This window comes from Aeromicrobium sp. S22 (assembly GCF_009661045.1).
Classification (GTDB): Bacteria; Actinomycetota; Actinomycetes; order Propionibacteriales; family Nocardioidaceae; genus Aeromicrobium; species Aeromicrobium yanjiei.
On sequence record NZ_WJWV01000001.1, the window covers coordinates 209,582 to 221,719 of the forward strand.

12 protein-coding genes are annotated in these 12,138 nt (G+C 71.0%); 8 read left to right on the plus strand and 4 right to left on the minus strand.

The annotated features are described in order from the left end of the window. Positions 1-85 precede the first annotated feature (85 nt). Together GEV27_RS01080 and GEV27_RS01085 are read right to left on the minus strand one after the other, a co-directional pair. Positions 86-1,405 carry an ATP-dependent 6-phosphofructokinase gene (locus GEV27_RS01080; protein ID WP_309221959.1) on the minus strand — a complete coding sequence of 440 codons (1,320 nt, stop codon included), beginning with the start codon at positions 1,403-1,405 and terminating at the stop codon, positions 86-88. A 33-nt stretch (positions 1,406-1,438) separates the two neighbouring features. Continuing rightward, positions 1,439-1,936, minus strand: a complete 498-nt coding sequence (locus GEV27_RS01085; protein ID WP_153933248.1) for a PaaI family thioesterase — start codon at positions 1,934-1,936, stop codon at positions 1,439-1,441. Positions 1,937-2,007: 71 nt separating this feature from the next. Here GEV27_RS01085 and GEV27_RS01090 point away from each other — a divergent pair, with 71 nt between their 5' ends. The 4 genes from GEV27_RS01090 (at position 2,008) to GEV27_RS01105 (ending at position 5,315) form a co-directional block, all read left to right on the plus strand. Beyond that, positions 2,008-2,478, plus strand: a complete 471-nt coding sequence (locus tag GEV27_RS01090) for a helix-turn-helix domain-containing protein (RefSeq protein ID WP_153933249.1) — start codon at positions 2,008-2,010, stop codon at positions 2,476-2,478. A 94-nt stretch (positions 2,479-2,572) separates the two neighbouring features. Continuing rightward, complete coding sequence (locus GEV27_RS01095) at positions 2,573-3,223, plus strand: SIMPL domain-containing protein (protein ID WP_153933250.1); 651 nt, start codon at positions 2,573-2,575, stop codon at positions 3,221-3,223. Between the two features lie 115 nt (positions 3,224-3,338). After that, entirely contained in the window at positions 3,339-4,412 is a 1,074-nt protein-coding gene (locus GEV27_RS01100) for an alpha/beta hydrolase fold domain-containing protein (protein WP_194944096.1), read from the plus strand. Between the two features lie 102 nt (positions 4,413-4,514). Continuing rightward, positions 4,515-5,315 (plus strand): NPCBM/NEW2 domain-containing protein, encoded by an 801-nt coding sequence (locus GEV27_RS01105; RefSeq protein ID WP_153933252.1) that lies wholly within the window; start codon positions 4,515-4,517, stop codon positions 5,313-5,315. A gap of 51 nt (positions 5,316-5,366) precedes the next feature. On the opposite strand, the gene GEV27_RS01110 is transcribed toward GEV27_RS01105, so the two are convergent. Next, entirely contained in the window at positions 5,367-7,052 is a 1,686-nt protein-coding gene (locus GEV27_RS01110; protein WP_153933253.1) for a DUF3352 domain-containing protein, read from the minus strand. 81 nt (positions 7,053-7,133) lie between these two features. Further along, entirely contained in the window at positions 7,134-7,685 is a 552-nt protein-coding gene (locus GEV27_RS01115; RefSeq protein WP_153909786.1) for a PepSY domain-containing protein, read from the minus strand. A gap of 150 nt (positions 7,686-7,835) precedes the next feature. Between GEV27_RS01115 and GEV27_RS01120 the strand changes: the two genes are divergently transcribed. Genes GEV27_RS01120 through GEV27_RS01135 form a run of 4 tightly spaced genes read left to right on the plus strand, consistent with a single transcriptional unit; the run spans position 7,836 to position 12,137 of the window. Further along, positions 7,836-8,447 carry a TetR family transcriptional regulator gene (locus GEV27_RS01120; protein ID WP_309221960.1) on the plus strand — a complete coding sequence of 204 codons (612 nt, stop codon included), beginning with the start codon at positions 7,836-7,838 and terminating at the stop codon, positions 8,445-8,447. After that, a complete protein-coding gene (locus GEV27_RS01125; RefSeq protein ID WP_153933254.1) occupies positions 8,444-9,235 on the plus strand; it encodes a TIGR03084 family metal-binding protein in 792 nt (263 codons plus the stop codon). Before GEV27_RS01120 ends, GEV27_RS01125 begins: the two co-directional genes overlap by 4 nt. A gap of 5 nt (positions 9,236-9,240) precedes the next feature. Next, positions 9,241-11,001 (plus strand): acyclic terpene utilization AtuA family protein, encoded by a 1,761-nt coding sequence (locus GEV27_RS01130; RefSeq protein WP_309221961.1) that lies wholly within the window; start codon positions 9,241-9,243, stop codon positions 10,999-11,001. Then, positions 10,998-12,137 carry an acyl-CoA dehydrogenase family protein gene (locus GEV27_RS01135; protein WP_309221962.1) on the plus strand — a complete coding sequence of 380 codons (1,140 nt, stop codon included), beginning with the start codon at positions 10,998-11,000 and terminating at the stop codon, positions 12,135-12,137. Before GEV27_RS01130 ends, GEV27_RS01135 begins: the two co-directional genes overlap by 4 nt. Position 12,138: the final 1 nt, after the last annotated feature.

The window sequence follows — 12,138 nt, forward strand, 5'->3', positions numbered from 1 at the left end:
GGTCGGTGCCCTCCAGTGTCTCAGCGTCTCAGCAAGCGACAAGGGTGTCTCACGATGTGGTCAAACCCGCCGTGCGAGTGGGTCCCTAGGACATCGAGAACGGCTGGGCGGTGCTCTCCAGCACCGAGAGCCACAGGTCGCCGTCGGGAGAGACGCTGTGCGAGCCGGACGTCACGAACGGGATCGGGACGTTGACGAAGCGGTGACGCCGGCGGCCCACGACCATGTCGGTGCGCCCGGCCATCGCCGCGTGCACCGCGGTCTGCGCCAGTCGCGTGCAGTAGACCGAGTCCGAGGCGTCGGCCGGGACCGAACGGATCGCGTAGCCGGGGTTGAAGTAGCGCATCGTGAGCGCCTGGCCGCGGTTGGCGAAGTCCTTGGTGATCTGGTCGCGCAGGAAGCCCGCGATGTCGCCGAGCACCGCGTTGCCGCTGGCGTCCGTACGATCGCTGGCCGGGATGAGGTCCTGGCCCGCTCCCTCGGCGAGCACGATCACGGCGCTGCCACGCTCGCGGACCCGCCGGGACAGCAGCGTCAGGAGGCCGTTGTCGCCGTCGAGGGAGAACTGGACCTCGGGGATGAGGACGAAGTCGGCGTCGTGGTTGGCGAGCGCGGCGTAGCACGCGATGAAGCCCGCATGGCGGCCCATGACCTTGACGATCGCGACACCGCCGACCGCGGCCTCGACCTCGACGCGCGCCGCCTTGATCGACTCCGCGGCCTTGGCGAACGCGGTCGAGAAGCCGAAGCTCTGGCCGATGTGGGGGATGTCGTTGTCGATCGTCTTGGGGACGCCCACGATGCCGATCGTCAGGCCGCGTCGCTCGATCTCCGCGCCGATGTTGTGGGCGCCGCGCATCGAGCCGTCGCCGCCGATGACCATGAGGATGTCGATGCCCAGCTCGACGAGCCGGTCGACGATGAGACCGGGGTCCTGCGCGCCCCGCGAGGAGCCGAGGATCGTGCCTCCGCGCTCGTTGATCCGCGCGACGTACTCGGGCGTCAGGGAGACGATCTCGTGGCCGTTGCTCTCGACCATGCCCGCGTAGCCGTGCTGGAACCCCACGACGTCGCGTACGCCGTAGTGCGTGTCCAGCTCGAGCACGATCGCGCGGATCACGTCGTTGAGGCCCGGGCACAGGCCGCCGCACGTGACGACGCCGACCCGTGTCGTGGCGGGGTCGAAGAAGATCTTGCGGCGGGGTCCGCCGGCCTCGAACGTCGGCAGCTCCTCCAGCGGCACGCCGCGCGCTGCGATCAGCTCGAGCGTGTCGTCGTAGAGGATCCGGTCGGTCTCGCCCACGTAGTACTCGTTGGTCTCGCGCCCCCCGACGTAGAGCGCGAGGGGGCTGTCGATCGTGCTCGTGCCGAGCGAGCGGACCTGGAGATCGTCGAGAGTGACCACGAGATCATGCTATCTGAGGAAACCCTCGCGTTTTCAGGGTTGGAAGACCAGGCACGTGGACGTCGCCGTGGCGAGCAGCCGGCCGTCGGTATCGCGGATCTCGGCCTCGACGAACGCTGCCCGCGAGCCCGGCTTGGTGACCCGGCCGGTGGCGACGACGCGTCCGGTGTCGACCGTGATCGCGCGCAGGAAGCTGACGTTCAGGTCGAGCGAGGTGTACGCGGTGCCGGCCGGCAGGGTCGTCTGCACCGCGCAGCCGCAGACCGAGTCGAGCAGCGTCGCGGAGAATCCGCCGTGGACCGAGCCGATCGGGTTGTAGTGCGACTCGTCCGGCGTGGCCGCCATGACCGCGAGGCCCTCGGCGACGTCCACGACCTCGAGGCCGATGTGGCTCGCGATGGGCGGCGGCGGGATCGTCCCCTCCTGCATCGCGCGCAGGTAGTCCAGCCCGCTCATCGTCATGGCCTGCTCGGCCTGGGGCCGGGGGTCCACCCACGAGATGGTCTTCGTCTGCCGGGTCAGCTCGCTCATGTCCGCCTCTTTCGCTCGGGTGCCGGGCAGCGTAGCATCTGGGTCTGATATCCAGACCCAGAGGTGGACGCATGACCTGGACGGACTACGACTCCGCGGCCTGCTCGATCGCGCGCACGGCGCACGTCCTCGGCGACCGCTGGACCGTGCTGGTGGTGCGTGATCTCTTCAACGGCGTACGCCGCTTCGACGCCCTGCAGGACCACCTGGGCATCTCCCGCGACGTGCTGACCAAGCGGCTGCGGCTGCTGGTCGACGAAGGGCTCGTCGAGACGCGTCCGGTCCGGGACGAGGGCGAGCGGACCCGCCACGAGTACGTGCTGACCGACGCGGGACGAGAGCTCCGCACGGTCCTCGTCGCGATCATGGACTGGGGCGACCGCCACCGGTCGGGGGCCGCCGGGCCGCCGGTGAGGGTGCGCCACGCCGGCTGCGGCGAGGCCGTGCACGCACACCTGGTCTGCGAGGCGGGGCACGAGATCGCCCCCGCGACCCGCACCGCGCTCGTCCCCCTCGACGGCGCGCGCCTGCGGACGCGGTAGCCCCCGCCCAGATGTGCGGACTCTTGCACGGTTTCACGCCGCGAGAACGTGCAAGCCTCCGCAAATCTGGGCGGGGTGGGGCAGGATTGCCGCTATGTCACTCGAGATCACCGTCCGCGGGTCCGCCGAGCAGCAGCATCCCGCCGAGCGCGCGACCGTCGCGATGGCCGCCGTGGTCGAGGGCGATGACAAGCAGACGGTCTTCGCCGACGCGGTCGCGATCCAGGAGCCCTTGTCGGCGCAGCTCAAGGACCTGGTCGACCTGCGTGCGGTGCACGGCTGGTCCAGCGACCAGGTCCGTGTCTTCAGCCATCGCCCCTGGGACGCCGACGGCCGGCGCGGCGAGGTGGTCCACGTCGCCCGCGTGCACGTACGCGCGGAGTTCGTCGACTTCGAGCGGCTGAGCGGCTTCCTCGACGACTGGTCCGGTGTCGACGGCGTCGAGATCGGCGGCATCTCGTGGGACGTCTCGGCCAAGAACCGTCGTGCGTACGAGGCGCAGGTCCGCGCGTCCGCGGTCGACGACGCCGTGACCAAGGCGCAGGCGTACGCCGACGCGGTGCGCCGCGGCAAGGTCGTCGCGGTGCAGCTGGCCGATCCGGGGATGCTGGCCGGCGAGGACCGAGGCGTCCCCACGCTGCTCACCGCGGCCGACGCCCGGTCCGGTGGGGCCCCCGATCTCGATCTCTCACCCGAGGAGATCGTCATCCGCGTCGAGGTGGATGCCCGGTTTCGCGCTGACTGAGCGTTGAAATCCCGGGCATACCGAAGGTATGGTCGGGGACATGTCGCGGTCCTCCATGCTTCTCCGGCCCACGCTCGCATCGGGACCACGGAGGGCGCGGCGCAGGTCTCGCCGGGTGCGCCTGGACCTGCCCGGTCGCGGACCCATGCGGGTCGTCTACGGCGAGGCGGTCGTCCACGAGACCTTCAGCCTCAAGGCGCGGGTGGTGCAGCGGTCGGCGCGCATCGTGTTCAAGCCGATGCTGCGCCTCATGCCCATCACCGACCGCTCGCTGCGCGTGATCCGCGGGATGGACCGGTGGTCGGCCCGGCGCCCGCGGTCGCGGCACGTCGATTTCGAGGTCCACGAGCTGGGCGGCGTGCGCGTCGAGTCCATGACTCACCGCTACGGCCCCAGCAGCGAGATGACGATCCTCTACCTGCACGGCGGCGGCTTCTTCTCGTGCGGCATCGAGAGCCATCGCCGCATCTGCGAGCGGCTCGCGCTCAAGACGGGCGCGACGGTCATCTCGGTCGACTACGTGCAGCTGCCCGAGGGCTCGGTCGCGGACTCCGTACGCGATGCCGTCACGGCGTACGCCGCGCTGCTCGAGACGTCCGAGCATCCCGACAAGGTCGTCGTGGCCGGTGACTCTGCCGGCGGCTACCTGGCGATGAAGATCGCCGAGCTGGCCGCGCGCCGCGGGCTGCAGGCTCCCGCCGCGATCCTCGGCTTCTCGCCGTTGCTGAGCGTGGACCCCGATCGCGAGGACAAGGCCGTCGTGCGCGTCACCCGCTCGCGGGACGCGTATCTGCCCGTGCAGCGGATCGCCCGGATCCGCGAGCGGTGGCTGCCCGAGGGGGCGGCGATCGAGGGGTACGCCTCACCGCTGCACGCCGCGGCGTTCATCTCCTCGCCGACGTTCTTCGTCGCCGTCGAGGACGAGATGCTGCGCCCCGAGGTCGAGGCGATGGCGCTGCTGCTTGCCGAGCGGGGTGTCGAGGTCGAGACCCACCTCTGGCGCAAGCAGGTGCACGCCTTCCCGGTCCTGGCCGACGCGCTGCCCGAGGCCGAGATGGCCCTGCAGCTCGCGGCCGACTTCGCCCGACGGGCCGTCGGCGAGCTCGAGCGTGCGGCGACTGTCGACCCCGGGGCGCACGAGGAGACCCTGGTGGGGGAAGTGGTTCCCACCCCCGAACCTGCTGCGTGAACCGGCCCCGCGGGTGCACACTGGGCGCAAGCGGACGCCGCGGCACCGCCGACGGATCGGGCTTTCGTCCTCGCCGGGCTTCCATGTCCCGAAGGAGCACCCATGCGCAAGCTCGCACTCATCACCGGTGCGGTCGCCCTCGCGATCGCCTCCGCGGCCTTCTCGTCCCAGGCGCAGGCCGCCACCCCGTACAAGGTCAGCCTCTCGGTCTCCAAGACCGAGATCAAGCAGGGCGACCGTGTCGTCTTCTCCGGCACGGTCTCGCCGGCCGCGAAGGGCACGAAGCTCAAGGTCCAGTTCTTCGACGTCGACCAGGGCGGCAACCGCTGGCGCACGGTCGCCACGACGACCGTCAGGTCCGGCGGCAAGTACTCCAAGACGGTCGAGCCGCGCGACGGCAGCACGAGCTATCGCGTCTACAAGCCGTCGGGCGCGGGCCTGTCCGGCGGTGCCAGCAGGACCGTGATCATGCGTGCGTACGCCTGGTACAAGATGGCGAACGCGCCGGACATGGGCATCGCGTACGGCGAGAGGTACATCGGTCAGTACGGTCCGCAGACCGTCAATGGCACCGCGGTCACCCGCTACTGGTCGTCCGATGCCAATGGCGCGGGCAAGACCCGCTGGGTGACCCTCCACACCTGCAAGCGGGTGCGCGCCACCGTGGGCCTCGACGACCGGTCGGCCGCGGGCGCGGACGCGCAGTTCCGAGTCCACGCGGACGAGAAGCGCATCGTGAGCCAGCGGGTCACGCCGGGCACGACGGTCACCTTCACCGCTGACGTCCCTCGCGCCGAGACCGGCGGAGTCACCTTCAGCGCCGAGGCGCGCAACGCCGACCGACCGGTGTACGTCAACGCATCCAAGCCCTCGTTGTACTGCGCCTTCCCCGAGGACGACTGAGCTCGCGACGGCGGGGCCCGGCCGGATCACCGACCGGGCCCCGCCTCGCGGCTACTCGAAGGCGATGCGCAGGCTCGTCAGCGAGCGGTTGCCGTCCTTCTCTGTCACCGACACGCCGACCGCGGACAGCGCCTTGGCCTCCTCGATGCCCGATCGGATCTCCTCGGGCGGATCGGCCTCGAGCACCTTGTCGAGGATCGTGCCGACGTCGAGGTAGAAGCCCGCGTACGCCTCATCGCCGTCGGGGATGACCTCCTTGAACGCCTTCACGTCGCCGAGGCTGCCGTCGGGCTCGGCCAGTGCCGCGGCGGCACCGTCGTTGGTGGCCAGGACCGCGCCGTCGTCGGTGGGCACCGCGACGAGCGCGATCCCCGCCTCGCGCGCCTGGGCCGCGATGCGCTGGACGAGATCGAGCGCCTTGGTGCGGTCCGACTCCAGTGAGAGCGCGACGTCGAGGGCGCTCAGACCCTCAGGACCCGACATCTGGGGAAGCGTCTCGAGGTTCTTGGCGCCGATCGACAGGGTGAGGCTGTCGCCGAACAGGGTCTCGAGGTCCTCGGGCAGCGCGAAGCCGGTCGCCCGCTCGAACTCGTCGATGAAGTCCTGGGCGCTGCGAGGCGGCTGCGGGGTGTACGTGCCGGTGTACTCATCGCCCATCTCGAGGCCCGAGTCGCTCCCGCCCATCGCGCGCTGCTCGAGTCCTGTCATCCCGTTGAACGCCGACGCGGCCTCGTCGAAGGTCTTGACGAACGTGTCGAACGTCGATCGGACTTGGTCGCCCACGCCCGCCACCGACATCGCGACGACCGTGTCCGACGGGAGCTTGGCGAGATCGCCCGGGCTCGCTTCCTGCTCCTGCTGCGTCCCACTCAGCGCCGCGAGCTCCAGGGCGTTGCCGTCGACCCGCAACGTCATGGCGACGGAGCCGGTCGCCGCGAGGTCGTCCGCCTGGGCGCCGAGCTGCTGCTTGGCCTCCGGGACGTCCGCGAGCGACGCGACGTCGACCCACGCCGAGGCGATGCCCTCGCCACCCAGCTCGTCGAAGTCGTCGATGAACCGCTTCGAGTCCCCGAGGGAGGCCTTCTCGGTCGCCTTGATCGACGCGTCGACGTCCGCCTGCTTCGGCGCGAGGATCGCGTAGCCGTCGAGGTACGCGATCCCGTACGCGTCGCCGCCGCACCCGAAGAGCTTCTTGATGCCCTCGCGCGACTTCTTCTCGTCCTTGGTCTGCACCGCGATGACGACCTTCTCGCCGTCCTTCATCTGGGCGCCGACGCCCACCCGGTCGCCCAGCCACGGCTTGACGTCGTCCTCGAAGTCGACTCCGTCGCAGCCCTTCAGCGCCTCGTCGAAGACCAGCTTGCGGATGTCCTGGTCCTCGTCGCGGATGCCGACCTGCTTCGCGAGGTCGGGGAACTTGCGGATGAGCCTGAACAGCGCGACCTTCTGGCTCGCGGACGGGTCGAGGTCGATGCGGGCGTACACCTGGGTCGACGCGGGCATGACGTCGTGGGGCTGGGCGCCGCCGCCGTCGAGCTTGTCGTAGACCGCGTACGCGCCGTAGCCGCCGCCGAGGACGAGGGCGGCCGCGACGCCACCGATCACGGCCATCTTGCCGCGTCCACGGTCGGAGCCGACCGGCTCAGGTGACGCGCCGCCCGGCACGGGGTCGGTGGGGGGAGGCGGTGGCGGCGGGGTGGGCGGTGGCGGTGGCGGTGGCGGAGCCTGCTCGGCCATGGACGATCCTTCCGTCGCGCGGGTGGGAGTCCGAGGAGACTATCGAAGGCTGCCGCGCTATGGAGGGGAACCCGCCCGGCGTCAGCGATCGATCTTGGTGACCTTGAACGACCGGTCCAGCTCAACTGTGACGTCCTGTCCGTTCGGCAGCAGGACCTCGACCTCGTAGGCGTGGTCGGCGTCGTCGCTCTCGCTGGTCTCGGTGACCTTGCCCGCCGGGTCGGTCGCCTTCAGTGCCGCCGCCGTGGCCTTCTTGAGCGTCGATCCGGTGAGCGGGCGGTCGTCGGGGTCGGCTGTCGCGGTCGGCGTCGGCGTCGGTTCCGTCGTTTGGGCCTCGCCGGACTCGAGGTCGGCGGCCTTCGGAGGGTTGTTGATGACCTGGAAGTCCTCGTCGAGCTCCACGTCGACGTCGGTGCCGCCGGGCAGCTTGACCTCGACCTCGTACGCGTACCGGTCGTCGCCGTCGCCACGCTCGACGTCGGTGACCTCGCCCCCACCCACGTACGTGAGTGCGGCATCGGCGGCCTTGTCGCGGTCGGTGCTGCTCAGCTTGTCGTCGTCGCTCCCACCGCATCCGCTGAGCGTCAGGACGACGGCCAGCACGAGGCCGACGAGGGTGAGGGGTGTGCGCATGAGGTCTCCCGAGAGTGGTGACGGATGTGACTCCCATCACACCGAAACAGCATGAGATGGCCGTGACCGCGTCGTGAGAATCGGCTGATACTTCGTCAGAAACAAACAATCATGCTTGACTGTTTGTGATCGAGCGGCCATGCTGAGCGGGTGAGCACCGAGACCGCGCCGATCCGCGTCCCCCAGGGCGAGCGATCGCGGGCGATGCGCCAGCGCCTGATGGAGGCGACGGTCGACTGCCTCGTCGAGCTCGGCTGGTCGGGCACGACCACGACACTCGTGAGCCGCCGTGCGGGCGTGAGCCGCGGCGCGCAGCTGCACCACTTCCCCAGCAAGCAGGCCCTCGTGGTGGCCGCGGTCGAGCACCTCAGCGACCGCCGCCGCGACGAGATGCGCCGCAGCGCCGCGCATCTGCCCGAGGAGGGTCGCATCCGTGGCGTCCTGGAGATCCTCGCCGCGCAGTTCGTCTCGCCCGTGTTCTTCGCCGCACTCGAGCTGTGGGTCGCCGCGCGCACCGACGCCGAGCTGCGTGAGGCGGTCGCACCGCTCGAGCGACGCATCGGCCGCGAGACCCACGCGTACGCAGTCGAGCTGCTCGGCATCGACGAGTCTCAGGGGGACAACCGCCAGCTCGTGCAGGCGACGCTCGACCTGGTCCGCGGGCTCGGCCTGGCTGCCTCCCTCAGCGACGACGCACGACGCCGCTCGGCGGTCCTGGACTCCTGGGCCGCCGTCCTCGACCACGAGCTGGAGATGCCATGACCGTCCTCGACGAGATCCTGTCCGACCTGACGGCCGAGAGCCTGCAGCTGGACCAGTGGGTCGCGGGCCTGCCGGCCGACGGCTGGGCCGCCGTGACGACGCCCGAGGGCTGGACCGTCGCCCACCAGATCGCCCACCTGCACTGGACCGACAGCACCTCCCTCGCCGCGATCGTCGATCCCGACGAGTTCGGCCGGGTCATGCTCGCCGCCGCCGAGGACCCCTTCGGCTTCATCGACACCGCGACCGAGGAGATGGCGCTCCTGCCGCCCGAGGACCTGCTCGTCGTGTGGCGAGAGGGCCGGGTCGAGCTCGACGCGGCACTGCGAGGCGTACCGGTCGGGGAGAAGATCCCGTGGTTCGGCCCGGCGATGAGCCCCGCCTCGATGGCGACGGCCCGGATCATGGAGACCTGGGCCCACGGCCACGACGTCGCCGAGGCGATCGGCATCACGGTGCCCGAGAGCTCGCGCGCCAAGCACGTCTGCCACATCGGCGTACGGGCCCGCCCGTACGCGTACCTGGTGCGCGGCGAGCAGGACCCGGGCGTCGACATCCGCGTGGAGCTGACCGGGCCCGACGGCGACCTGTGGACCTGGGGCCCGGACGACGCGGCCGAGCGGGTCACCGGGTCGGGCCACGACTTCGCGCTGCTCGCGACCCGACGTCGCCACCTCGACGACGTCGACGTCCGGGCCGAGGGCGAGCACGCCGCGCACTGGCTGACGATCGTCCAGGCGTTCGCGGGGCTGCCCGGCGCCGACCCGGTCCCCCTGGCGGACCGGTGACGTCCGTGGTCCGAATCGGCAACTGCTCGGGCTACTACGGCGACCGGCTCGGCGCGATGCGCGAGATGCTCGAGGGCGGCGACCTGGACTACCTCACCGGCGACTACCTCGCCGAGCTCACGATGCTGATCCTCGGCCGGGACCGGATGAAGGACGCGTCGCTCGGCTACGCCCGGACGTTCGTCCGGCAGATGACCGACTCGATGGCGCTGGCCAAGGACCGTGGCGTCCGCATCGTCGCGAACGCGGGCGGTCTCAACCCCGCCGGACTGGCCGCGAAGCTGCGCGAGATCGCCGCCGAGCAGGGGCTCGAGATCGCGGTCGCGCACGTCGAAGGCGACGACCTGGTCGGCCGGGCCGACGAGCTCGACCTCGGCGACGTGCTCACTGCGAATGCGTACCTCGGTGCGTTCGGCATCGCGTCGGCCTTGGAGGGAGGGGCCGACGTGGTGGTGACCGGCCGGGTCACGGACGCGTCGGTGGTCGTGGGGCCCGCGATCGCCGCCTTCGGCTGGGGCCGCGACGACCTGGACCAGCTGGCCGGCGCCGTCGTGGCGGGGCACGTCATCGAGTGCGGAACGCAGGCCACGGGCGGCAACTTCTCGGGCTTCGCGCATGTCGACATGTCGGCGCCGCTCGGCTTCCCGATCGCGGAGATCGCGGCGGACGGCTCGTGCGTCATCACCAAGCACGCGGGCACCGGGGGCGCCGTCACGGTCGACACCGTCACGGCCCAGCTGGTCTACGAGATCGGCTCGCCGCTGTATCTCGGCCCCGACGTCTCGACCCGCCTCGACACCATGACCCTGCGCCAGGACGGCCGCGACCGGGTCGCGATCAGCGGCGTCGTCGGCGAGGCGCCGCCGGCGACGGCCAAGGTGTGCCTCAACGCGCTCGGCGGCTTCCGCAACGGCGTCGAGTTCCTGCTGACCGGGCTCGACATCACCGAGAAGGCCGCCCTCGTCCAGCAGCAGATGGAGTCCGCGCTCGACGCGGGCACCCGGCCCGAGACCGTCGAGTGGCACCTCGATCGCACCGACCTGCCCGATCCCGCGACGCAGGCGCAGGCGACCTCGCTGCTGCGCCTCGACGTCAGGAGTGCGCACGCCGAGGCCGTCGGGCGTACGTTCAGCGATGCCGCGGTGCAGCTCGCCCTGGCCTCCTACCCGGGCTTCAGCCTGTCGCGCCCGCCGGCCGCCGCGAGCCCCTACGGCACCTACCGTGCGGCGTACGTCCCCCAGGCCGACGTCCCGCACCGGGTCGTCGCAGCCGACGGCACCGTCACCGACATCCCGCCGCCCACTGGCGCAACCCGATCCGCGACCGGCGCAGAAGTGGACGACTCGCCGTCCCAAAACCTCCAGGTTGCGCCACTCGCGGAGTGGGCGGCGGAGACGGTGCGGGTGCCGCTGGGACGGCTGGCGTACGCCCGCTCGGGCGACAAGGGCGGCGACGCCAACGTCGGAGTGTGGATCCCGGCCGACCACCCGACCCGCGACGACGCGTACGCCTGGCTGGTCGAGCTGCTCGACGAGGACACCGTCCGCGATCTGCTGCCCGAGTCGGCGCTGCTCGACATCGAGATCCACCCGCTGCCCAACCTCGCGGCGGTCAACATCGTGATCCACGGCCTGCTCGGCGAGGGAGTGGCCTCGTCCACCCGTCTCGACCCGCAGGCCAAGGGCGTCGGCGAGTGGCTCCGTGCCCGCGACTGCGCCATCCCCACCACCCTCCTACCCCCGACGATTGCCGAGGCTGCCCTGTGAACACCTGGAGCACTCCCGAACGAAACGCGCTGCGCGAGATGGTCACCTCCTTCACCGAGAAGGAGATCGCCCCGCACCTGCCGGCCTGGGAGGACGCGGGCCTGCTGCCGCGCGAGCTGCATCGCAAGGCCGCCGACGTGGGCATGCTCGGCATCGCGTTCAGCGAGGAGGTCGGCGGCTCCGGCGGAGACATCATCGACGCGACCATCATGACCGAGGCGGTCCTGGCCGCGGGCGGCTCGAGCGGACTGCTCGCGAGCCTGTGCACGCACGGCATCGCGGTGCCGCACATGGTCGACAGCGGCAACCCCGACCTGATCGAGCGGTACGTCCGACCCACCCTCGCGGGCGAGAAGATCGGCTCCCTCGGGATCACCGAGCCGGGCGGCGGATCCGACGTCGCGGGCCTCACCACCCGCGCGGTCCTCGACGGCGACCACTACGTCGTCAACGGCGCCAAGACGTTCATCACCTCCGGCGTCCGCTCGGACTACGTCACCACGGCCGTGCGGACGGGCGGCGACGGCTTCGGCGGCATCAGCCTGCTGGTCATCGACAAGGGCCTGCCGGGCTTCACGGTCTCCAAGCCGCTCAAGAAGATGGGCTGGCACTGCTCCGACACCGCCGAGCTGACGTTCGACGACGTGCGGGTGCCCGCGAGCAACATCGTCGGCGAGGTCAACGGCGGCTTCGGTCTGATCGTCAACCAGTTCGTCAACGAGCGGGTCAGCCTCGCGACGCAGGGCTACGCCACGGCACAGCGCGCGCTCGACCTGGCCGTCGAGTACGCCCGCCAGCGCGAGACGTTCGGCAAGCCGCTCATCACCCGTCAGGTCATCCGGCACAAGCTCGTCGAGATGCACAGCCGCACCGCGGCGGCCCGGGCGATCACCCGCGAGGCCGTCGAGAAGGCCGCAGCCGGCGAGAGCCCGCTCCTCGAGGCCGTCGTGGCCAAGAACGTCTCGGTCGCCGCGTGCGAGTGGGTCGTGTCCGAGGCCGTGCAGATCTTCGGCGGCATGGGCTACATGCGCGAGTCCGAGGTCGAGCGGCACTACCGCGACGCCCGCATCCTCGGCATCGGCGGCGGCGCCACCGAGGTCATGACCGACCTGGCCGCGAAGCTCCTGGCGTACTGAC